The organism is Rhizobium sp. AP16, from assembly GCF_000281735.1.
GTDB lineage: Bacteria > Pseudomonadota > Alphaproteobacteria > Rhizobiales > Rhizobiaceae > Rhizobium > Rhizobium rhizogenes.
In genome coordinates this window covers 113,345-133,971 of sequence record NZ_AJVM01000067.1, presented here as the reverse complement: position 1 = coordinate 133,971, position 20,627 = coordinate 113,345, and the positions used below count along the sequence as shown (strand labels likewise).

The following is a 20,627-nucleotide window of genomic DNA, read 5'->3' as shown; positions in this document are numbered from 1 at the left end:
ATGGCATCGATCGATATTCAAAACGTCAGAAAAGCCTATGGCCATGTGCAGGTGCTGCACGACATCGATCTCCAGATCAAGGATGGCGAGTTCGTCGTTCTCGTCGGGCCGTCGGGCTGCGGCAAGTCAACGCTGCTCCGGATGATCGCCGGTCTCGAGGACATCAGTGGCGGCGAGGTTCGCATCGCAGGCAAGCGCGTCAACGAACTGCATCCGAAGGACCGCGACATCGCCATGGTGTTCCAGTCCTACGCGCTCTATCCGCACATGAATGTCGCCGGCAATATGAGCTACAGCCTCAAGCTTCGGAAAGTCGCGAAGGACAAGATTGTGAGCATCGTCGCAGCCGTCGCATCGAAGCTCGGCCTCGACCCGTTGCTCGAGCGTCGCCCTAAGGCGCTTTCGGGCGGCCAGCGTCAGCGCGTTGCCATGGGCCGCGCCATCGTGCGCCAGCCGAAGGCTTTCCTCTTCGATGAACCACTGTCGAACCTCGACGCACGTCTGCGCGAACAGATGCGCGCCGAAATCAAGAAATTGCATGGCGACCTGAAAGCGACCTCGATCTACGTGACGCACGACCAGATCGAGGCAATGACGCTGGCGGACCGGATCGTCGCCATGCATGGCGGGGTGGTGCAGCAAGTCGGCAGTCCGCTCGAACTTTACGACCGCCCCGCCAACCTCTTCGTTGCCGGCTTCATCGGCTCGCCGGGGATGAATTTCCTCGACGCGACCTATGAAACCGGCGGCATGAAGCTGAAGGACGGAACCATTGTCCCGCTACCGGCACCGCTGAACCTGCCCGCCGGCGCCAAGGCGACGGTTGGAATTCGGCCCGAGCATGTGGTTCTGTCAACGGATGGTACCGATCTCAGCGCCGATGTGGAGCTGATCGAACCAACCGGCTTCGGCATCATCCTGCACCTGTCGCTGCATGGCCTGCCATTCAAGGTGTTCACGCTCAATCGCGAGGCGCTGAGCGCGGGTCCGCAAGTGAACGTATCGTTCCCGGCGCAGCATCTGCATGTGTTCGACGAAGACGGCAAACGGGCGGTCTGAGCTAGGGGTTACCTTGCTCAGACCGCCCACAATGACGGCTTTTCTTAATCGGCAAAGGGTTCAGTCGGCCCTTTCGCCGGCTTGGTGAACCAGCGCGCGCCATCTTCCGTCATGTAGATGTGGTCCTCCAGCCGGATACCGAATTTTTCCGGAAAGACGATCATCGGCTCATTGGAGAAAACCATGCCGGCGGCAAGCGGTGTCACATTGCCACGGACGATATAGGGCTCTTCGTGGATTTCGAGGCCGAGCCCATGGCCGGCGCGATGCGGCAATCCCGGCAGGCGATAGTCCGGGCCGAGAGAATGCTTGGCAAGCACCGCGCGAGCCGCGTCATCGAGGCTTGAGCATGCAGCTCCTAACTTGGCGGCGTCGAAGACGGCCTGTTGCGCCTCGCGTTCGATCGCCCAAGCCTGTTCGAATTCCTTGTGACCGCTCTCCAGGGTATAGGTTCGGGTGATATCCGAGTGGTAGCCGTCGAGCCGGCAACCGGTGTCGACCAGAATGACGTCGCCATCGGCAAGGGTTTGGTCGCCATCCGCCCCATGCGGAAGCGATGTCGCCGTGGCGAAGGAGACGATGCAGAAGGTCGAGCCGCCATCGGCCCCGGCATCGCGATGCCGCCGGTCGATGAAATCCACCACCTCGGATGCCTTTATCCCTGGCTTCAGAAGCGCATGTGCCTGCTTGTGGACATCGAGCGTCAGGTCCATCGCATATTGAATGAGCGCGATTTCAGCCGGAGATTTGATTCGGCGCAGATCGTGGGTCAGCCGCCCACCATCCGTCAGCCTTTCAACGCCGATTTCCGCCGCCAGCGCGTGGTAGAAGAAAAGCGGCAGATCATCGTCGAGAGCAAGCTTGCCGGAGCCGCCGACAAGGCTGGAGATCAGAGCGACGCTGCTTTCCTCCTCCTGCCAGACCAGGATATCTCCGGGCAAATGCGGAAGCGTCTCCACGCGGCTGCGCTCAAAACCTGGAACGATGTAGTAAAGCTCGGTCGGGGTAACGAGCGCGCCGAGAAACCGCTCGCTCAGATGCCAGACCAGCCCCGTGAAATAACGCAGGCTCTCGGTCGGCCCGAGCAGCACGCCGGACAAGCCCTCAGCCTCGATCGCCTGGCGGAGTTTCAAGAGACGAAGCTGCCTCTCGTCCTGAGTTATACGGGGTACGGGATGCTGCCAAGACATGCGGTTTTCCAATCCATTCGATCGAGAGGCGGAGATGAGAGTTTTTTCGTCGCGAGGTTTCAGGACAACGGGATCGCCACCGGCCTGTCCAAGTTGCGGGCAACATAGTCCTGGATCTGCCGAACAATCTGGGCGGCGTGATCGATCGCCAGCCGGTCGGCGCGCTCGACATCGCCCGCTTCGATCGCGGCGATCATCTCCTCATGCTCATCGACATACTGGCGCGGCAGGCGATCATCGAATGCCGAATAATAGAGGCGAAGGATGCGCCGGCCTTCGTCGAGCAGGCGGGCGAAAAACGTCGTGTAGTAGGCATTGCCGGCAAGCTCGGCGATCGCGACGTGAAACTCGCGGTTCGCTTCGATCATCGCATAGGCATCGCGAGCAAGGACGGCGTCGGCGAAATCCTGCTGATGGGCGCGGATGGTCTTCATGATCCCGGCATCCCGCCGCTGGGCTGCGCCCCGCGTGGTGACGCGATACATCAGCGTCAGCGCCTCGAAATAAGTGGGCAGGCTGGCAAAATCGATCGTTGCCACGATCGTGTTCCTGTTTGGCAGGGTCGTGACCAGCCCCTCGGCAACAAGTCGCAACAGCGCCTCGCGGATCGGCGTTCTCGACATCTTGAAGCGCTCCGACAGCCGCACCTCGTCGAGCGGGCTACCGGGTTCGAGCGCCATAGACAGGATCTCCCGGCGCAGTGCGGCATAGACGCTTTGTGTGCCCGATCCGCGCACGCGCACATTTTCCGCATCATTCTGCATTCGGATGTCCCTCGCGACCCGCATCTTCGTATGTCGTTTTGGCAGGTCTCTGCAAGACCGCCTGCCCTTCCCGAAACTTTTCTAGCCCCCTTCTTGAGCTTTGTCGACAGTTTGTATATAACGCCATCAGCTTTTAATGAGGATCAAGCGATGACGACTGGATGGAAGGGCGTATTTCCCGCCGTAACGACACAGTTCAAGGAAGATTTGTCCGTGGACCTCCCGGCCACGCAGGGCGTTCAGGATGCGCTGGTCAATGACGGCGTCAACGGGCTGATCGTCATGGGTACCTGCGGCGAGAACAACTCGCTCGACCCTGAGGAAAAGCGCACGATCCTGAAGGCCGCCGTCGAGGTGGTCAACGGCCGCGTTCCCGTCGTCACCGGCGTCTCCGAGCTCGATACGCGTCGCGCCGTCGCCTATGCCCGCGATGCCGAGAAACTTGGCGCGGATGGCCTGATGCTCCTGCCGGCCATGGTCTATGTGCCGAAGCCGGAGGAGCTGATCGCGCATTTCCGCACGGTCGCCGAAGCGACCTCGCTGCCGATCATGCTCTACAACAACCCGCCGGCCTACCGCGTCAATATCGGCGCCGACGTGCTGCAGGCGCTCGCCGATGTGCCGAACATCAAGGCCGTCAAGGAAAGTGCGCCGGATCCACGTCGCTTCACCGATCTCATCAATGCCTTCGGTGATCGTTTCGATATTTTCGCCGGTCTCGACGATGTCGCGCTCGAGGGTCTGATGCTTGGCGCCAAGGGTTGGGTCTCCGGTCTGACCAGCGCCTTCCCGCAGGAATCGGTGCAGCTCGTCGCCGCCGCTGAACGTGGCGATTGGGAAGAGGCCCGTAAGATCTATCGCTGGTTTATGCCGCTTCTGCATCTCGATGCCGAGCATGACCTCGTGCAGTCGATCAAGCTTGCCGAGCAGATCATGGGCCGCGGCTCCGAGCGTGTCCGCATGCCGCGTCTGCCGCTGTCCGGCGCCCGCCGCGCCGAAGTCACCGCCATGGTCGAAAGGGCCGCCGCCACCCGCCCCTCCAAGGTGCGCCAGGCCGCCTGATACAGAAAAGCCGGCAATCGCGGATCAGCGATTGCCGGCTCTGCTTTTCCATAAAGACGTTCAGTTCGCAGATGTCGTTGTGGCTGTGGATTGCTCCAGCGCGTCGCGCACCTGATCTATTTTCCCGACAGCAGGGCCAACACCCAGGATACTCTTGGCTTCCGCCAGCGTCTTGTCGGTCACGACACCTGTCTTCGACGCCTGCGCCAAAGCCGAGCGCAACGCCTCGTCACCAAGCGCCGGGTCGGTCGGCACGGCATTGGTGCCGTTCTTAAGCTCGAACTCGGCATAATCCATGACATAGGCCCTGATGGCCGCCATCTTCGGATCCTTCGAATTCATATAGGCATGATAATTCCGCTTCAGGGAATTGAGGCTGCCAAGCTCCGCCGCCGCCGTCTTCACTTTCGTGGAGCTCGTCTTTTCGAGTTTCCTGTTTGTAGCCGCGGACTTTGAGGAATGTGTCGCATGTTTCAGGCTCCCGACGCTTCCATCACTATCGTCCGATTGTGCCGCGCTGGATTTTCCATCGCTGGAATTGCTGCTGCCGTGACTTCCGCCATTTCCATTGCCACCGCCATTGCCTCCTCCATTGCCGTTGCCGCCCTTGGCGTAGGCCATGTTTGCAAAACCGAAGCCGCCGCTGGTTACCGGAGCGACAGCCAATGCCAAGGCAACAACAGTCGTTCCAAAGGCTGAACTGAATTTCATCTGCATATTCCTCTTATTCCAGATTATGCTTCCGTCACGCGTTGCAACTGTCACGCGGGATGAGCAATCATGCTGCTCGTCATAATATTGCTGGAAATAGAAGTTTCCACGGGGAACGGACCTATGCCTCAGGGGATCAGACCTTAGCCTGATTGCCGATGGCCGAAAGTCCAGGGGGCACGATCGATGGGAATTTGCATCAATCCGGAGATCTGCCGGCATTTGAATGATCATCGCGGAAAGTAGCCAGACATGCAGACAAACCTCAAATCACTGCTGTCGCCGGTTCGCTTGATCGCCGGCTGGAACTCCCAATCCCTGGCACGACAATTCCTGCTGATCGGAGGCCTCGTTGCCGCCTGCGCCATGCTTGTCGTCGGCGCCGTCGTCACCAGCCTCATCGAAGATGCCGTCACGCGCAACTCTGCCGCCAGTACTGCTCTTTATGTCGACAGCGTCATCGCGCCGCTTCTGCCGGACATGCAGACAACCAAGATGCTGGACGATACGGTAACGCGTGCATTGGATGAGACGCTCGGCGAAGGCGCGCTTGGCAGCCGCCTGATGTCCTTTCGCCTCTGGCGCAGCGACGGCACTGTTCTCTACTCCAATGACAAGAACCTGATGGGAAAGCAGTTCCCGCTGAGCGATGATCTGAAGGCGGCATTTTCCGGCACGATGATGGCGCAGTTCAATCAGCTCGACGGCGTCGAAAGCGTTGCAGAGCGCGACAGCGGCAAGCCGCTCCTGGAGATTTACAATCCGGTCCTCCAGCCCTGGTCGGGCGATGTTGTCGCGGTCTCGGAATTCCACGAAGTAGCGTATGATTTTCAGCGCAGCTTGAACCAGGCACGCTTCCGAAGCTGGCTGGCCGTCGGCGTGTTCACCCTCGCCTTCTTTCTTATCCTCTCGATGATCGTCCTTCGTGGCAGCCGAACGATCGAAAGCCAGCGCGGCGCACTCAATGCACGTATCGGCGAATTGTCGGCTCTCCTGCAGCAGAACGAGATCCTGCGCACCCGCGTTCAAAGAGCCTCGCAACGCGCTGCCGCCCTGAACGAAAGCTACCTCAGGCGCATCGGCGCTGATCTGCATGACGGCCCCGCGCAGCTCGTCGCATATGCATCGTTAAGACTCGATAGTGAGGCCTTGGCAAATCCGGCGGCGCCGGTGCGAGAACGGGAGCTGTCGCTTGCCGCAATCAAATCGAGCCTCGACGACGCCATGGCGGAGATCAGAAGCATCTGCAGTGGGCTCGTCCTGCCGCAGATCGAGGCGGCGAACCTCCCGGAGCTGCTGCAACGCGCGGTTCGCGCCCACGAGCAGCGAACGGGAACCGTGGTCGGCCTGTCCTTTTCCGACACCGCGCAGGAGCTATCGACCTCCGCCAAGATCTGCATATATCGCTTCGTCCAAGAAGCTCTGAACAATGGTTATCGTCACGGCGACGGCGCAGCGCAGCAGGTTGACCAGAGTACCGATGGCAAACACGTCACGATTGCGGTATCAGATGATGGGCCAGGTTTCGATCCGGCAGGTATTCCTGAGAGCAGTCTCGGTTTGGCGGGCCTCAGGGAAAGAGTAGAAAGTGTTGGTGGCGTCTTCGAGCTCAGTTCCTCCAAGGATGGAACCATCGTTCGGATGTCGCTCAGCGCGATGGAAATGGAACAGACATGACGACAGCAATCAGCCTGGCGGTCATCGACGATCATCCGCTGTTTCGTGAAGGCGTCGTTCGCAGCCTCGTCGAGATCGGCGGTTTTTCGATCGTGGGCGAAGGCAGCACGAAAGACGACGCCGTTCGCATAGTTGCAGAATCGCGCCCGGATGTTCTGTTGATGGATATCTCCATGCCCGGCGGGGGACTGGAAGCGATCCCGCTGATCCTCGAGCATGTGCCAGACCAGAAAATCGTGATGCTGACCGTCTCCGAAGCAAGTGACGATGTAACGACGGCGCTGAGAAGCGGTGCGAAGGGATATGTGCTCAAGGGTGTCGGATCGAGAACGCTGGCCGAGATTCTCCGCACCGTGGCTTCAGGTGAAACTTATGTTGCGCCGACCCTTTCCGCCCGCCTGATCTCCGGCCAGGGCGCTGCGCCAGCGAAGGCGGATCTTATCCGCGAACTGACGGACCGGGAAAGCGAAGTGCTTCAGCTTGTCGCAACCGGCTTGAGCAACAAACAGATCGGTCTCAAGCTTGATCTCCACGAGAAGACGGTGAAGCATCATATGACCCAGATCTTCACGAAGTTGGGCGTTGCAAACCGCACGGAAGCAGCGATGGTGTTTCGCGATGCACTGGAAAGAAACGGCTAAAATCAAGACCAGGCTTGTGTGACATGGCAGGCGCTCTTCAAGAATTCGGCCCCGAGATATGGATTGCGGACGGTCCAACCGTCACGGCCGCCGCTGGCTTTCACTACCCCACGCGCATGGCGATTATCAGATTGTCCGATGGTGGCCTCTTCCTATGGTCGCCGACGGCTGTCACGGAGGACCTTCGAGCAGAAGTGGAGAGCTTGGGCGACGTGCGCTACCTGATCGCCCCCAATTCGCTTCACCATCTCTTCGTTGGCGATTGGCAGCAGGCCTATCCAAATGCCAAGGCCTATGCCCCACCGGGTCTGCGGCAAAAGCGTAAGGATCTTAAATTTGACGGCGATCTTGGCGATGCCCCGATTGCGGATTGGGCCGAAGACATCGATCTGGTCGTGATGCGGGGCAACCTGATCACAGTCGAGGCGGTCTTTTTTCACCGCAAGAGTGCCACAGTGCTCTTCACCGATCTTATTCAGCATTTTCAGCCTGAATGGTTCAAGGGCTGGCGGGCAATCGTCGCAAGACTGGATTTGATGGTAGCGGCTGAACCGTCTGTGCCTCGGAAGTTTCGCATTGCTTTTACAGATCGGCCCACCGCGCGCGCCTCGATCAGGCGTATCCTGGATTGGCCAGTCGTAAACGTGCTGATGGCCCATGGAGAGCCGATCACCGACGGTGGTCGGGATTTCCTGCATCGTGCATTTCGTTGGTTGACTGATCAGTGACCGCTTCCATTGCGGACCGCCACGAATCCGTTATCGAATGACGGCCCTGGAGTTCAAAGCTGCCGCGACAGATCAATCGGATCCTGCGTCTAGTGCAGGAAGGATTTCAGTCGCTTCTGGTCGCCCGTCGTCGCGCTACGATTGATGATGGTGCGCCCTTTTGAATCCTTCATGACATAGCGTCCGTTCTGGATGGATTCACTCATGCCGTCGGTGTGCTCAACCTCCATCGGCGCATCGTCTGAACTGGTCGCAGCATCGGTGTTGTCCTGGCTTTGCTTGGCACTTTTTCCGCTGGAGCTTTTGCCACTACCGTTCCCGTTCCCGTTCCCATTACTATTGCCATTGCTGCCCCCATTTCCGCCGCCGTTCCCGCTATTGCCGCCGCCATTACCGTTGCCGCCGCCGTTGCCTCCTCCATTGCCATTCCCCCCGCTTTTAGCGTCGGCGGTTTGTACAACAAGCCCTACCGATGATCCGTGAATCTCGACGCGATAGGGAGTTGCGGCAAGCACCAGCGCAAACAGAGTGCAGAGAGAAACAGAGATCGACTTTCCGCGTAAAGACATGGGCTTTTCACAGGCTTTCGGATGCATGAACTAAAGAGCCGGGAGAGATTCGCCAGCCATTGTGTTTGAGACAGTGTCTCCACAACGACATCAGATCGCTTCTGCGACGCAAGCGTCAACACTGGTCCGTGCTAAAACGCTAATGTCGGGCTTTTTGCAAGCCCTATCGGGACCTTCGCCCCATCCGCCGTCAGACTAAGGTCCTAATATAAACTCGACTGAAGCCCCGATGGCGAAGACCAAGATTGAAAGAGCGTCTGCCGCCCGGTTACTACTACCCACAGGGTAGCGGATGAGCCGGATAACGGATGATACGGATGAACGTCCGTCATCACGCCTTTTCGCGGATGGAAACGGGGCAATTTGTCATGAACACCATGAGCGATCCATCCGCCTTAGGCGCGGTGGTCAGGAGAACGATGCTGAGCATCCAGGGCGCTGGATGGCATTGCAGGACAGCTGTCTCGCGGAAGGCTCCAAAATGAACAGGCATTGGAAGACGTATCTCGATCACGCGAAACCGCCCGGCGCCGTCGCGGACTTTTCAGCCTCGGCCTTCGTCCTTCAGGTTGCCTTTAACCTCCGGCTCGCCTTGAGGCTTGTCGAACCGACGCCCGAATGCCTATACCTTGCCGAGCGTGTTCTCGCCTCGGCCGAAATATATAGCCAGGCAAGGGAGGAAGGCTTGGCGCTGCCGTTTACCGAGGCGGAGAAGGCGCTGGCGGAGGCCGTGGCGCTTCTTGCAACTGAGTTGGAGCGCTGTCCTTCGGCGTCGCGTGGCGGAGGCCCATCCTTGCCCAGGAGACATCCGCAACGGCTTCAGCCCTCGTCGAGCGAAGAAGGCCGGCAGAGAGGCGTGTCTCCATAGCTGGAAGCCAGCGCGCAGGGCGAGCCGCGTGCCTAAAGAAGCATCGACGCGCCACGATCGAGATAAGTGTCCAGGAATTGTTCGAGACGCGGATTTCTCGGCTTTTTGAAAACCTCTTTCGGTTCGCCGGTAAACAGCACCTTGCCGTGATCGAGAAAGATGATCTGCTGGCCCACGGTCGCGGCAAAGCCGATCTCGTGGGAGACGACCACCATGGTCATCCCCTCGGCCGCCAGATCACGCATAACGTTCAGCACTTCACCCGTCAGCTCCGGGTCGAGCGATGAGGTCGGCTCGTCGAACAGCATGATCTTCGGTTTCAGCGCCAGCGCACGCGCAATAGCAACACGTTGCTGCTGTCCGCCGGAAAGCTGCGAGGGATAGTGCCCTGCCCGTGCTTCCAGCCCAACCTTGACGAGCTGCGCCATGGCCACGTCCTCGGCAGCCTTGCGGCTCATCTTGTGCACCGTCTTTAACGCCTCGCTGACATTGCCGAGCGCCGTCATATGCGGCCAGAGATTGAACTGCTGGAAGACCATGCCGATCTGCGCGCGGATCGACCTGTTGGTGGCGGCCGAAATGCGCTCGCGCACGCCTTGAGCGTTTTCGGTGAAGCCGAGCACCTCGCCATTGATCGCAATCGTGCCGCGGGTCGCCTCCTCGAGAAAGGCCATGCAGCGCAGAAGCGTGCTCTTGCCGGAACCGGACGGGCCGATCAGGCAAGAGACTTGGCCTTGCGCGATCTCGACATCGATTCCGTGCAGGACGGTGGAGTCCCCGAACTTCTTGACGAGATTCTTGACTGCGATTGCGGGGACGCTCATGCGTTGAAAAACCTGAATCTGGAGAGTTTCGTTTCGGCGAGATTGCCAAGCCAACCGGTGAGTTCGACGAGCACCCAGTAGAAGAGCGCGAGCATGGAGAGCGCCTCGACGAAGGCATATTGCTGCGATCCGATGGCGCTCAGCGTCGCCGTCAGTTCCGGCACGGTGATGATCGACAACACCGCCGTTTCCTTCATCAGGATGATTGCCATGTTGAGCGATGGCGGCAGCACCAGCATGGTCATTTCGGGCAGCAGGATGCGCCGGACGATCTGGCCCTGGGTGAGGCCAACGCATTCGCCGGCCTCGATATGCCCCCGGGGCACAGCCTGGAAACCGGAACGGAAGATTTCGCTGAAATAGGCGGCGCCATAGATCGAGATGCCGATCAGCCCGGCCGGCAGCGGATCGAGCGACAGGCCGACGAAGGGACCGCCATAGTAAACCAGGAATATCTGGATCAGGAAGGGCGTGCCACGCAGGATCGCGACGACGAAGCCGAGCGTCTTGTCGAGCAACAACCCGCCATATTGCCGTCCCACAGCCACCAGAAAGCCGATGATGGCGGCGGCGATCGTGCCGAGGATCCAGATCATGATCGTGACGCCGGCACCGCTGACGATCGCCGGCCATTGGTCGAGGAGGACATTGATGTCGAAGCTCATCGCGGCACTCCCGGAAGACGGCGCTCGATCAGGCTACCGGCAAGCGCGACGATCCAGTTGATCGCCAGATAGATGAGACCGGCGGAAGCAAAGAGTTGCAGCGGCAGGAAGGTGCTGCCGGCAAGGTCCTGCGCCATGCGCGTCAATTCGACGATGCCGACGACCGAGACCAGAGAAGACGCCTTGAGAATGAGGATCGCTTCATTGACGAGAGCCGGAAAGGTCAGACGCAGGGCGATCGGAACCTTGATGCGACGGAAGATCTGTCTGGGCGAAAGGCCGACCATCTCAGCGGATTCGACCAGGCCGGTGGGAACGCTGGCGAAGCCGCCGCGCAGGTTCTCCGCCTGATAGGCCGCCGTGCAAAGCGACAGGCCGATAATGGCCGCCACGATGCTCGGCACATTGATGCCGATGACCGGCAGCAGATTATAGATCAGCAGCAGTTGCACGAGCAGCGGCACGCCTCGGAAAAAGCTGATGAAAATCTGGGCAGGCAGCATAAGGTGGCGCCGCTGCGACAGGAGCATTCCCGACAGCAGGATCGCGATCGCAAAGCCGATCAGGATCGACACGACGCTGATCGTCACCGTGTAGATCGACGCCTGCAGCAGCAATTCAAAGAGTTTGAAGGACATATGTTCGGATGTCGTCCACTTGATAGTCGCGGATCATGCCCCGGCAAACCCCGAGGCATGATCGATTGCTGACAGGCCTATCAGAATGCCGGGTCTTTGATCGAATCCGGCGTGTCGAAGCTCGCACCGAACCACTTCTTTTGCAGCGTAGCCATGCGACCATCTGCCTTGATCTTCAGGAGTGCTGCGTCGACCGCGTCCATCAACGGTGCGTGGTCGGCATCCTTCAGGCCGATGAAGCCGAAATAGGACTTTTTGCCGAAAGGTGGCAGCACAACTTCGAACGTGCCTTCCCGCTGCTTGGCAACGAAAGCGATGTTCGGCAGCGAGTTGGCGACGCCGGCGATGCGGCCGGCAGCGAGATCGGCGTAGGATTCCGTGAAGGCCGGATATTCACGGATCTCCGCCTTTGTCGGCAGCGTATCGGAGAACTCCTTCAGCTGGTCGAGCTGCGAGGTCGCCTTGCCGACGCCGATCTTCTTGCCGGCAATATCTTCCGGCTTGTTGATCGTCGTGTCGCCGGCCTTCTTCAGGATAGCGATGGTGGCTTCGGCGATCGGCGGCGTGAAGCGATAGCGCTCCATGCGCTTCTTGGTGATGGTCGCAGGACCCGCGACGATATCAAACTTGCCGGCCTCGAGAGCGGGGAAAACGCCGTCCCAGGGAAGCGCCACCCACTCGATCTTCACGCCGAGTTCCTTGCCGATCTCGGCGAAGAGGTCGACGTTCAATCCGGCATGCTCGCCGGCATCGATAAAGTCGAATGGCGCGAACGCCGTTTCGGTCCCCACCTTCAGAGTGCCGGCCGCCTTGACGGCTGCGAGCGTGTCGGCCGCATGTGCGGAAAGGGTCGCCCCGAACAGGAACGCGGCGCCGACCAGCCCCTTGAGCAATGAATTTCTCTTCATGGTCTTCTCTCCAGTTTTTTGCCCTTCCAGCGGAAGAGTTCAAGTTCCCCAGCGTATTCCCGCCGAACGGGCTTCTATGACCCGCTTTTGTCTATACAAATAGATATAGGCAGGCCTACACTGTCAATGTAAAACTCAGGGAACGCAAAAATTGTGCCGGACGGCCAGGTTGGAGACGGCGGATGCTGGCTTCCGGATTTGAGCACGTCGCTGGATCGAGGTTAAGTGTTGGTCTCAATTCATCAGAGAATCTACCGGGATATCGAGACGAGGATCATGAGCGGCGACTGGCAACCCGGCCAGCGCATCCCCGTCGAGCACGAACTGGCTGCGGAATATCGATGCTCGCGGATGACGGTCAACAAGGCTCTGTCGGCCCTGGCCGAGCGCGGCATGATCGTGCGTCGGCGCAAGGCCGGCTCCTTCGTCGCCGCGCAGCAGATCGACCGCACGGTGATGGATATCCAGGACATCAGCACCGAAGCGGAGCTTGCCGGGTATGAACACGACTATCGCATGCTGATGCGCAGAGTTGAGAGGCTGGATGCCTCCGACGCCGTGCTATTGCGCGAGCCGGCGGGTGCGGAAATCCTGCGACTTCAATGCCTGCATCTGGTCGACGGCAAGCCAAATGCCATCGAACGGCGGATCATCATGCTCGATGCGGTGCCGCTTGCGAGAGACGAGACCTTTGCCTCCGTGCCGCCGGCCAAATGGTTGCTGGAGCAGGTTCCCTGGTCGAAGGCCAGGCATATTATTCGCGCGGTTTCGGCCGATGCGGTGACAGCGCGACTGCTCGAGACCGAACGTGGCGAGGCCTGTCTCACACTCATCCGCCAGACATGGCAGAATGGCGGTACCGTAACCTATGTCGAGATCACGCATCCCGGCGACCGCTTTCAATTCGCCGGCGACTTTCAGCCCGCTGAGAAGAACGCGTCTGACCACATGGTCCGGAGAAGCGCGACGTGACCGACAAACGCCCCTTCAAGACCATTCCGCTCAAGGGACTTCAGGCCTTCGAAGCTGTGGGACGCTGTGGCAGCGTCACGGCCGCGGCCCTGGAATTGAAGGTCTCCCCCGGCGCGATCAGCCAGCAGGTCCGCAAGATCGAAAGCTTTCTCGGCGTCACGCTTTTGGAACGCAACGGCCGCACTGCCGAACTGACCCTATGGGGCAGGCTCTACCATCAGGAGATATCGAAGGGCTTCGAACAATTCGCCATCGCCGAACAAAAGCTGGAGCGGGCACGCAACGAGAATGCGCTGGTGCTCAGCGCGCTGTCTTCCGTGGTCAATAAATGGATCGGCCGGCGGATTTTCGATTGGCAGGCTCTTCATCCGGACGCACATGTCAGGATCATCGGTCGCGACAAGGAGCCCCGCATGGGCTTCGACGAGATCGACTTCCGCATCAGCTACGGGTCGGACGTGCTCCAACACGAACATTATGCCGAACTGTTCCGTGATTGGGTTGTCCCCGCCTGCTCGCCGGCACTGATACAGGGTCAGGAGCCTTCGGTTTCCGAGCTTCTCTTGCATCCGTTGCTGCACGTCGAATGGGAGCGGCATTTTACGCCCTACCCCAGCTGGTCGGAATTCGCCGCGAAAGTGGGCGTATCGCTCAAGGAAACGGCACCCGGACTGTCCTTCACCCTGTCGAGCAGCGCAATCGACGCCGCCGTCAACAAGCGGGGTGTCGTTCTCGCGCAGATGTCGATGATCGCCGATGAACTGGAAGCCCAGACCCTCGTCGTTCCCGTCGACATCAGGATCCCGCTGCGCGAAAGCTATTTCCTTGCCTGGGACAGATCAGCCCTTCAAAAACCCTATGGTGGGGCGTTTCGTGACTGGGTCGTCGCCATGTCCCGCCAGCAGGCGCGGATCTCCGCCCCGTCGTAACGTTTTAGAAAAACTAAAACGAAAGATAGCTTCAGCGATATTGATGAAAAAACGAGCGTGGCGATAATTTGCGCAGGCATCAACGATCGAGATTGGAAGCATTTCATGGCGCGCACCGACAAGATGAAGCTCGGCACCTTTGTTTATACGTTCGGTTTTCATCCGGCGTCCTGGCTTCATCCGGAGAGCGATGTCAACGGCGCCAATGACTTCCGCCATCTTCTTAATGTCGCTGAGCGCTCGGAGGCAGCGAAATTCGACTTCATGTTCATGGCAGATTCGCCGGCCGCAGCCGTTGGCGATCCTGATGCCCTTGCGCGCATTCCAACGAAGATGAACCGCTTCGAACCGCTTTCGCTGCTTTCGGCGCTGTCGGTCACCACCCAGAATCTTGGTCTCGTCGCCACCGTCTCGACGAGCTACTACGAGCCCTACAACGTCGCCCGCCTCTTCGCTTCGATCGATCACCTCAGCGGCGGCCGCGCGTGCTGGAACGTAGTGACCTCCGATCATGATGAGACCGGCTATAACTTCAACCGCGAAGGACTGGATCCGCATGCGCTGCGCTATGAGCGCGGCAATGAATTCGTCGACGTCGTCTTCGGCCTCTGGGATAGTTTCGAGGAGGGCGCGCTGCTTCTCGACCGGGAAAACGGTATTTATTACGACAAGACGAAGCATCACACGCTGAACCACAAGGGCAAGCATTTCCAGGTGCGTGGCCCGCTCAACATCGCCCGCTCGCCGCAAGGCCGTCCGATCATCGCCCAAGCCGGCGGATCGGAGCCCGGCATGGACATGGCGGCCCGCACCGCCGAGATTGTCTTCAGCCTCGCCTCCAACATCGATCGCAACCGCGCCTTCTACGACAATGTGAAAAAGCGCATGCCGGCCTATGGGCGCGATCCGGACGACCTGAAAATCATGCCGGGCGTCGTCATCAATGTCGGCGAGACCGAGGCCGAGGCGCAAGCGAAGGTCAACTATCTGATCGACAAGATGCACCCGGATGTCGGCCGGTTGATGCTGTCCGAATTCCTCGAGGCGGATCTACGCGGCGTGCCGCTGGACCAGCCCTTTCCGATGGACCGGCTGCCGGACGCACCGAAAGGTTCCCGGGCGCTCTTCGATGAGCTCGTTGATTTCGTCAAAAGCGGCCATACGGTCGGTGAGCTCATCCGCCACTATGCGGAAAAGCATACAGGCAACGGCATTACCGGCACGCCGACGCAGATCGCCGACTTCATGGAGGAATGGTTTGAGACGCGCGCCGCAGACGGCTTCATCCTGATGTTCCCGACCTTGCCGGCGAGCCTTGACGACTTCGTGACGCTCGTCCTGCCGGAACTGCGCCGCCGCGGGCTTTTCCGCGAGGAATATGAGGGCTCGACCCTTCGCGAAAATCTCGGGCTCTCGATGCCTGTCAACCGGTTTGCGAGGGCATAGCTCGCATCACCGCAGGCGTTCGCCCAACAGACCGATCGAGGCCACATCGGCATTGGCAAAGGCAAGGCGCAGATAGCGCTCCTGCCCTTCGCCAAAATAGCTTCCGGGGATCGAGATGATACCCGCCTGTTTTGCCAGCCTTTCGGCGACCGTCGTGGACAACTGGTCGGCGAAAGGATGATGGATGAAGGCGAAATAGGCGCCGATCGCAGCGATGTCCCAGCCGGGCAGTTCCGACATCGTGCTCTTCAGCGCATCAGCGCGGCGCGCGATCTCCAGCCGGTTGCCGGCTCGCCAGTCGGCGAGTATGGGTAGCGCCGCAGCCACGGCATGCTGCGCGGAACGCGGCGCGCAGATCTGCATGTTGTCCATAACCTTGGTGATTTCGGCGAGAAGCTTCGGCCCCGCCGTGACCGCGCCAAGCCTATGGCCCGGAATGCAGAAGGATTTCGAGAAGCTGTAGAGCAAGACGAGCGTGTCTTCCCAGCCTGGTTCAGACAGAAGCGCATGCGGCGGTCCGTAACCCTCGGCAAGGAAGTCACGATAGGTTTCGTCGATGATCAGCCATGCGCCGTATTTCCGGCAGAGCAGGAAAAGCTCGCGCAGCAACGCCGACGGATAGACGGCCCCGGTCGGATTGTTTGGCGTGACGACCGCTAGCACGCGTGCGCCGGCGGCAAGCGCCTGTTCTGCCGAGCCGATATCCGGAAGGAAGCCGTTCGTCGCGTCGCACTCTACCAATGCGCGCTTGATGCCGAGCATTGCCAGGGTCGTCTCGTGATTGAAATAGAAGGGGTTCGTCAGCGCCACGGTATCCCCAGCCCCGGCAAGCGCGATCGCCGTGGACATGAACGCCTGATTGCAGCCGGAGGTAATGTGGACATTTTCCGCCTGGATCGGTGCGCGATAAACCTCGCTCACATGCCGGGCGTAAGCATCCCGCAGCACTGCTTCTCCCTCGATCGGCCCATATCCGGTCATCGCCTGCGACGAGGCGGCTTCGCCGAGGAGTCGCAACATCTCGGGATACGCAGGATATCCAGGCACGGCTTGCGACAGGTCAATCAATGGTCCCCTACCGCCGGAATATTCGCGGCTCCAGGCAACGACGGAAGGAATCGGTGGTGGGGAGAGACGGGCAATGAGCGAATTGGGTTCTGCGGCGGGCATATCGACGATCCTTTTGAAACCGATTGCTACACCGATAACGATCGCCTTCTCAACCGCTTTGTCGGGAAGCGCGAATAGAATAAGCAGCGGAATTTCTCCCGCTGCCACGTCGTTACTCCGCTCGACATGAAACGATCGGCCGCCTGCCCTATCTCACCGAAGGGCTGAAGACCATCAGGCTCAGAATCTCGAATAGCACTTGCGCGCCGGCATGGGCGGTGTTGGTCGTCGCATCATATTGCGGTGCCACTTCGACAACATCCCCGCCGACGAGATTGATTCCCTTCAAGCCGCGAATGAGCTCCAGCACTTCGCGGGTCGTGAGCCCACCGATCTCGGGCGTTCCCGTGCCGGGCGCAAAGCTCGGATCGAGGCTGTCGACGTCGAAGGAGAGATAGGTCGGCCCGTCGCCGACGATAGACTTCGCCTTCTCGATGATCGCCGGGATGCCGAGGCCGGTCACTTCCTCGGCATGGATGACCGTCATACCGGACTCGTAGGAGAATTCCCAAAGATATTCCGCTGAGCCTCTGATCCCGATCTGGATCGTCCGTGTCGGATCGAGCACGCCGTCGAGAACCGCGTTTCTGAAAGGGCCGCCATGATGGAATTTCGTCTGGTCGAACGATCCGCCGGTGTCGCAATGGGCATCGATATGGATCATGCCGACCGGCGTCTTCTTGCCGACGGCTTTCATGATCGGATGGGTGATGGAATGATCCCCGCCGACGGAAAGCGGGATCACGCCCGCATCAACGATCTGATTGACGCGCTTTTCGATATCGTCATGGCTGAGTTCAAGGCGATAGCGGCTCTGGAACGGAACGTCGCCGATATCGGCGGCACGGAGATCGAAAACGGGCGCGCAGCCGAGGACGTGATTATAGGGACCGATACGCTCGATCGTGCGCAGCGCGCGCGGTCCGAAGCGCGAGCCGGGCCGGTTGGTGACACCGAGGTCCATCGGTACGCCCAGGATCGCCACCTGCAGGTTACCGAAGTCGGGATTTTCAGCATCGACCGGCATGTAAGGCGCCGAAAGGAAGGTCGGGACGCCCGCATAGGGCGCAAGCCTGGTTCCGCTTTTCGAGAAAATCTTGTCAGCGACCTTGCGAAATTTGGCGTCGAACAGTTCGCCGCCGTGGCTCTCGCCATACTTCTTGCGCAGCGCGCTGAGCTTTTCCTCATCGAATGTCATTTCAGTACCCCGGTTTGATGATCATTATCTCTGTCTACTGCCGGTAGGCTTTTCAGCCGATCTTCGTCCGCATCGGTGGTGATGTTCAAGCCTGTTTCGTGCTCCTGTCGCCTCCAGCAACATTTTCTTGTCGGGAATCATTTGAGGGTTCCCGATGATCACTGTGGCGGAGGCTTGAGTGGCGCGAGTGAGCTCCGGAAAAAATTTGTAATCAATTGTGGCAGGAGGGCTCCCTGCAAACTTTGTTCGCAATAGTCCCCGTCCGTAGAAACATTCAGAAATATAGAGACGCATTGCATTCATCTAGCCTCACTAGATTAGCTTCAGTGAATTGAACCTGACTAAAGGCACTGATTATGAGGCAACTGCGTATCGTCGCGACTGTATTGATGACCGCCATCGGCGGCATGAGCACCACTGTTCTTGCCGCAGAACCCGCAATCACGCCCACTGACCAGGCCCTCCCCGGTACCGAGATGACGCATCCCATGCCGGAAGCCATGGCCCCGCAAGGACCGCCGTGCCCTGGCCCTTGCGGTGGTCCCGAGATGGATGAGCACATGATGGCATTCGGGAAAGGCATGCCCTTCCCGCCACAGCATGGAATGCCCGGCGACTTTCATCGGCCCGACCCTGCGCTTGAGCTGGCAGCCAAGCTGTCGGCACTGGAGACACTGATCGGCATCCATTCCGCCCAGCTGGATGCCTGGAGGGATTACACCAGCGCTCTGACGGATTTCTTCGCTCCGCCGAGACATGAGCCGATGGGGCCGCCGCCGGTTGACGGCGCAAAGCCGGCAAATGCCGATAGTGGCGCCGGGAAGTCGAACGAACTGTTTGGCGAACAGGCTGCCGATCGCGCGCTGGATCGCGCCGCCAAGGCGCGTGTGCTGAAGGACAAGGCAGCGGCGCTTCACAACGTTCTGACCCCGGACCAATTCGCCAAGCTCGAGGATGCTGAACGGTCGCTGGAACCAGGCCCCATGGGTCCTGGCCCCCACAGCTTCCACTAGGACGAAAACAGATCTCGATCAAATCGATCCATCTCCCCCTCCATCCGCCAAGGATCGCCCCCAGCCGGACGCGGTTATCAGATCCTTGTCGGATGGAAGGAGCGGCCCTCCGCAAAGGGTCGACAGGTCCGAGGACGCCCCGCCCGGCGTCCTCGGACCAATTCGTGCGGGGCTATCTCCTACCGGAGATAACCAGTACCTCCCCGGAGAATGGATCCGCCGGATCGACAACTCCCAACTTGGCCGCAAGCAGATGATGACATGCTGAATTCCCCAAACCGGATGCCGATACGAACCGAACCGGAGCAACCGCGCGAAACCGTGCTGCGTGCCACGCCGACGAGCCCGTCGCGGCACAAGCGATTTCGACGTCCTGGCCTAGCTTTGGCCGCATCGGCCCTGCTCGTCTGCGCCGGCGCCGGCGCATTCCTGTTTCGTGACGATATCTTCCCAGAGCAGACCTCGTCCGCCATCACCGCAGTGGTTAGCCGCGGCAATGTCGAGGAGGCCGTACTCGCGTCGGGTACGTTCAAGCCGATCAAGCTCGTCGCCGTCGGCGCGCAGGTCTCTGGGCGGATTACCGCGCTGAATGTCAAACTTGGCGACAAGATCCAGAAGGACACGTTGATTGCCGAGATCGACTCCACCACGCAAAGCAATGATCTGAAAACCGCCCAGGCCTCGCTTGCCAACGTCAAGGCGCAGCGCCAGGAAAGCGAAGCCGATCTTGAAAACGCGCAACTGACGCTGACGCGACAGCAGACCATCTTCCGCAGCCAGGCCGGCTCCAAGGCCGATCTGGATACCGCGACAGCCAATGTCAAGAAGATCACCGCCCAGATCGCAGCCCTCGACGCACAGATCATCGCCGCGGAAGTTGCGGTGGAGACAGCGCGCGCCAATCTCTCCTATACCCGCATCACCGCGCCGATGGACGGCACCGTGCTTGCCATCGTCAACCAGCAGGGCCAGACGGTCAATGCGGCCCAATCGGCACCGACGATCGTCATTCTCGGCGAACTCGACACGATGATCGTCCGCACCGAGATTTCGGAAGCCGACGTCGTCAAGGTCAAGGTGGGCCAGCCGGTCTACTTCACCATCCTCGGCGATCCCGCCACCCGCTACGATGCCGTGTTGCAATCGATCGAGCCTGCACCTGAATCGATCACCAGCGACAGCAGCGTCACGTCTTCCAGCACCACCACCTCCTCCTCTAGCAGCAGTTCGACGTCGTCTTCCTCGTCCTCCGCGATCTATTACAACGGCGTCTTCGCCGTGCCTAACCAGGACAATCATTTCCGCACCTATATGTCGGCCGAAGTTCATATCGTGCTTGGTGCGGCCAAGGATGCACTGACCATTCCATCCTCGGCGCTCGGCGCGAAGACTGCCGACGACTCCTATGGCGTGCTGGTCGTTGGCGCCGACGGCAAGCAGATAGCCAGGACGGTCATCATCGGGCTCAACAACAATGTCACCGCCGAGGTTCTATCCGGTCTTTCCGAGGGCGATCGCGTCGTGATCGGCGAGGCAAGTGCGACGGTAACGAAAAGCAGCGTGGGTGGTGGCCCGCCGCCGATGGGGTTCTAAGC

At 59.9% G+C, this 20,627-nt stretch carries 21 protein-coding genes; 11 read left to right on the top strand and 10 right to left on the bottom strand.

Annotated features, from left to right (window positions below):
- Window positions 1-1,059, top strand: a complete 1,059-nt coding sequence (locus PMI03_RS21745; protein WP_007698011.1) for an ABC transporter ATP-binding protein — start codon at window positions 1-3, stop codon at window positions 1,057-1,059.
- Window positions 1,060-1,103: 44 nt separating this feature from the next.
- Here PMI03_RS21745 and PMI03_RS21740 read toward each other — a convergent pair whose 3' ends face one another.
- The gene (locus PMI03_RS21740) at window positions 1,104-2,249 is read right to left on the bottom strand and encodes a Xaa-Pro peptidase family protein (protein WP_007698010.1); all 1,146 of its coding nucleotides are present in this window, start codon (window positions 2,247-2,249) and stop codon (window positions 1,104-1,106) included.
- Window positions 2,250-2,308: 59 nt separating this feature from the next.
- Window positions 2,309-3,013 carry a GntR family transcriptional regulator gene (locus PMI03_RS21735; protein WP_007698007.1) on the bottom strand — a complete coding sequence of 235 codons (705 nt, stop codon included), beginning with the start codon at window positions 3,011-3,013 and terminating at the stop codon, window positions 2,309-2,311.
- A gap of 150 nt (window positions 3,014-3,163) precedes the next feature.
- Between PMI03_RS21735 and PMI03_RS21730 the strand changes: the two genes are divergently transcribed.
- Window positions 3,164-4,075, top strand: coding sequence for a dihydrodipicolinate synthase family protein (locus PMI03_RS21730; protein WP_007698006.1), 912 nt, complete (start codon window positions 3,164-3,166; stop codon window positions 4,073-4,075).
- 60 nt (window positions 4,076-4,135) lie between these two features.
- Here the strand turns inward: PMI03_RS21730 and PMI03_RS21725 are convergent, their stop codons facing one another.
- On the bottom strand, window positions 4,136-4,786 hold the full coding sequence (locus PMI03_RS21725) for a hypothetical protein (protein ID WP_007698005.1): 651 nt from the start codon (window positions 4,784-4,786) through the stop codon (window positions 4,136-4,138).
- A gap of 252 nt (window positions 4,787-5,038) precedes the next feature.
- Here PMI03_RS21725 and PMI03_RS21720 point away from each other — a divergent pair, with 252 nt between their 5' ends.
- From PMI03_RS21720 to PMI03_RS21710, 3 genes are read left to right on the top strand one after another with little or no spacing between them, the layout of a single operon-like run.
- Window positions 5,039-6,463 (top strand): sensor histidine kinase, encoded by a 1,425-nt coding sequence (locus tag PMI03_RS21720; protein WP_007698004.1) that lies wholly within the window; start codon window positions 5,039-5,041, stop codon window positions 6,461-6,463.
- Entirely contained in the window at window positions 6,460-7,104 is a 645-nt protein-coding gene (locus PMI03_RS21715; RefSeq protein WP_007698003.1) for a response regulator transcription factor, read from the top strand. The genes PMI03_RS21720 and PMI03_RS21715 overlap by 4 nt, the downstream gene beginning before the upstream one ends.
- 23 nt (window positions 7,105-7,127) lie before the next feature.
- The gene (locus PMI03_RS21710) at window positions 7,128-7,832 is read left to right on the top strand and encodes a DUF4336 domain-containing protein (protein WP_007698000.1); all 705 of its coding nucleotides are present in this window, start codon (window positions 7,128-7,130) and stop codon (window positions 7,830-7,832) included.
- 89 nt (window positions 7,833-7,921) lie between these two features.
- Here the strand turns inward: PMI03_RS21710 and PMI03_RS21705 are convergent, their stop codons facing one another.
- The gene (locus tag PMI03_RS21705; RefSeq protein ID WP_309574456.1) at window positions 7,922-8,428 is read right to left on the bottom strand and encodes a hypothetical protein; all 507 of its coding nucleotides are present in this window, start codon (window positions 8,426-8,428) and stop codon (window positions 7,922-7,924) included.
- A gap of 454 nt (window positions 8,429-8,882) precedes the next feature.
- On the opposite strand from PMI03_RS21705, the gene PMI03_RS21700 reads away from it, so the two are divergent.
- Complete coding sequence (locus PMI03_RS21700) at window positions 8,883-9,269, top strand: hypothetical protein (RefSeq protein ID WP_309574455.1); 387 nt, start codon at window positions 8,883-8,885, stop codon at window positions 9,267-9,269.
- Window positions 9,270-9,301: 32 nt separating this feature from the next.
- Here the strand turns inward: PMI03_RS21700 and PMI03_RS21695 are convergent, their stop codons facing one another.
- The 4 genes from PMI03_RS21695 to PMI03_RS21680 form a co-directional block, all read right to left on the bottom strand.
- Window positions 9,302-10,093, bottom strand: a complete 792-nt coding sequence (locus PMI03_RS21695) for an amino acid ABC transporter ATP-binding protein (protein ID WP_007697995.1) — start codon at window positions 10,091-10,093, stop codon at window positions 9,302-9,304.
- Window positions 10,090-10,758: an amino acid ABC transporter permease gene (locus PMI03_RS21690; protein WP_007697993.1), complete on the bottom strand. Its 669-nt coding sequence runs from the start codon at window positions 10,756-10,758 to the stop codon at window positions 10,090-10,092. Before PMI03_RS21690 ends, PMI03_RS21695 begins: the two co-directional genes overlap by 4 nt.
- The gene (locus tag PMI03_RS21685) at window positions 10,755-11,396 is read right to left on the bottom strand and encodes an amino acid ABC transporter permease (protein WP_007697992.1); all 642 of its coding nucleotides are present in this window, start codon (window positions 11,394-11,396) and stop codon (window positions 10,755-10,757) included. Before PMI03_RS21685 ends, PMI03_RS21690 begins: the two co-directional genes overlap by 4 nt.
- 80 nt (window positions 11,397-11,476) lie before the next feature.
- Window positions 11,477-12,304, bottom strand: a complete 828-nt coding sequence (locus PMI03_RS21680) for a transporter substrate-binding domain-containing protein (protein ID WP_007697990.1) — start codon at window positions 12,302-12,304, stop codon at window positions 11,477-11,479.
- A gap of 228 nt (window positions 12,305-12,532) precedes the next feature.
- Between PMI03_RS21680 and PMI03_RS21675 the strand changes: the two genes are divergently transcribed.
- From PMI03_RS21675 to PMI03_RS21665, 3 genes are all read left to right on the top strand, one after another.
- Window positions 12,533-13,276, top strand: a complete 744-nt coding sequence (locus PMI03_RS21675) for a UTRA domain-containing protein (protein ID WP_034516328.1) — start codon at window positions 12,533-12,535, stop codon at window positions 13,274-13,276.
- Complete coding sequence (locus tag PMI03_RS21670; RefSeq protein ID WP_007697987.1) at window positions 13,273-14,205, top strand: LysR family transcriptional regulator; 933 nt, start codon at window positions 13,273-13,275, stop codon at window positions 14,203-14,205. Before PMI03_RS21675 ends, PMI03_RS21670 begins: the two co-directional genes overlap by 4 nt.
- 105 nt (window positions 14,206-14,310) lie before the next feature.
- On the top strand, window positions 14,311-15,651 hold the full coding sequence (locus tag PMI03_RS21665; protein ID WP_007697983.1) for an LLM class flavin-dependent oxidoreductase: 1,341 nt from the start codon (window positions 14,311-14,313) through the stop codon (window positions 15,649-15,651).
- Window positions 15,652-15,657: 6 nt separating this feature from the next.
- Here PMI03_RS21665 and PMI03_RS21660 read toward each other — a convergent pair whose 3' ends face one another.
- Both PMI03_RS21660 and speB read right to left on the bottom strand, forming a co-directional pair.
- Entirely contained in the window at window positions 15,658-16,821 is a 1,164-nt protein-coding gene (locus PMI03_RS21660) for an aminotransferase (RefSeq protein WP_039974497.1), read from the bottom strand.
- Window positions 16,822-16,969: 148 nt separating this feature from the next.
- On the bottom strand, window positions 16,970-18,019 hold the full coding sequence (gene speB / locus PMI03_RS21655) for an agmatinase (RefSeq protein ID WP_007697974.1): 1,050 nt from the start codon (window positions 18,017-18,019) through the stop codon (window positions 16,970-16,972).
- Between the two features lie 356 nt (window positions 18,020-18,375).
- On the opposite strand from speB, the gene PMI03_RS21650 reads away from it, so the two are divergent.
- Both PMI03_RS21650 and PMI03_RS21645 read left to right on the top strand, forming a co-directional pair.
- Window positions 18,376-19,032, top strand: a complete 657-nt coding sequence (locus tag PMI03_RS21650; protein WP_007697969.1) for a hypothetical protein — start codon at window positions 18,376-18,378, stop codon at window positions 19,030-19,032.
- Window positions 19,033-19,293: 261 nt separating this feature from the next.
- Window positions 19,294-20,625, top strand: coding sequence for an efflux RND transporter periplasmic adaptor subunit (locus PMI03_RS21645; protein ID WP_007697966.1), 1,332 nt, complete (start codon window positions 19,294-19,296; stop codon window positions 20,623-20,625).
- The last annotated feature ends 2 nt before the right edge of the window (window positions 20,626-20,627 follow it).

Excerpts from the sequence above, each read along its gene's own strand:
- PMI03_RS21745 (WP_007698011.1), top strand. The coding sequence starts at position 1 with ATGGCATCGATCGATATTCAAAACGTCAGAAAAGCCTATGGCCATGTG.
- PMI03_RS21740 (WP_007698010.1), bottom strand. The coding sequence starts at position 2,249 with ATGTCTTGGCAGCATCCCGTACCCCGTATAACTCAGGACGAGAGGCAG.
- PMI03_RS21735 (WP_007698007.1), bottom strand. The coding sequence starts at position 3,013 with ATGCAGAATGATGCGGAAAATGTGCGCGTGCGCGGATCGGGCACACAA.
- PMI03_RS21730 (WP_007698006.1), top strand. The coding sequence starts at position 3,164 with ATGACGACTGGATGGAAGGGCGTATTTCCCGCCGTAACGACACAGTTC.
- PMI03_RS21725 (WP_007698005.1), bottom strand. The coding sequence starts at position 4,786 with ATGAAATTCAGTTCAGCCTTTGGAACGACTGTTGTTGCCTTGGCATTG.
- PMI03_RS21720 (WP_007698004.1), top strand. The coding sequence starts at position 5,039 with ATGCAGACAAACCTCAAATCACTGCTGTCGCCGGTTCGCTTGATCGCC.
- PMI03_RS21715 (WP_007698003.1), top strand. The coding sequence starts at position 6,460 with ATGACGACAGCAATCAGCCTGGCGGTCATCGACGATCATCCGCTGTTT.
- PMI03_RS21710 (WP_007698000.1), top strand. The coding sequence starts at position 7,128 with ATGGCAGGCGCTCTTCAAGAATTCGGCCCCGAGATATGGATTGCGGAC.
- PMI03_RS21705 (WP_309574456.1), bottom strand. The coding sequence starts at position 8,428 with ATGCATCCGAAAGCCTGTGAAAAGCCCATGTCTTTACGCGGAAAGTCG.
- PMI03_RS21700 (WP_309574455.1), top strand. The coding sequence starts at position 8,883 with ATGAACAGGCATTGGAAGACGTATCTCGATCACGCGAAACCGCCCGGC.
- PMI03_RS21695 (WP_007697995.1), bottom strand. The coding sequence starts at position 10,093 with ATGAGCGTCCCCGCAATCGCAGTCAAGAATCTCGTCAAGAAGTTCGGG.
- PMI03_RS21690 (WP_007697993.1), bottom strand. The coding sequence starts at position 10,758 with ATGAGCTTCGACATCAATGTCCTCCTCGACCAATGGCCGGCGATCGTC.
- PMI03_RS21685 (WP_007697992.1), bottom strand. The coding sequence starts at position 11,396 with ATGTCCTTCAAACTCTTTGAATTGCTGCTGCAGGCGTCGATCTACACG.
- PMI03_RS21680 (WP_007697990.1), bottom strand. The coding sequence starts at position 12,304 with ATGAAGAGAAATTCATTGCTCAAGGGGCTGGTCGGCGCCGCGTTCCTG.
- PMI03_RS21665 (WP_007697983.1), top strand. The coding sequence starts at position 14,311 with ATGGCGCGCACCGACAAGATGAAGCTCGGCACCTTTGTTTATACGTTC.
- PMI03_RS21660 (WP_039974497.1), bottom strand. The coding sequence starts at position 16,821 with ATGCCCGCCGCAGAACCCAATTCGCTCATTGCCCGTCTCTCCCCACCA.
- speB (WP_007697974.1), bottom strand. The coding sequence starts at position 18,019 with ATGACATTCGATGAGGAAAAGCTCAGCGCGCTGCGCAAGAAGTATGGC.
- PMI03_RS21650 (WP_007697969.1), top strand. The coding sequence starts at position 18,376 with ATGAGGCAACTGCGTATCGTCGCGACTGTATTGATGACCGCCATCGGC.
- PMI03_RS21645 (WP_007697966.1), top strand. The coding sequence starts at position 19,294 with ATGCTGAATTCCCCAAACCGGATGCCGATACGAACCGAACCGGAGCAA.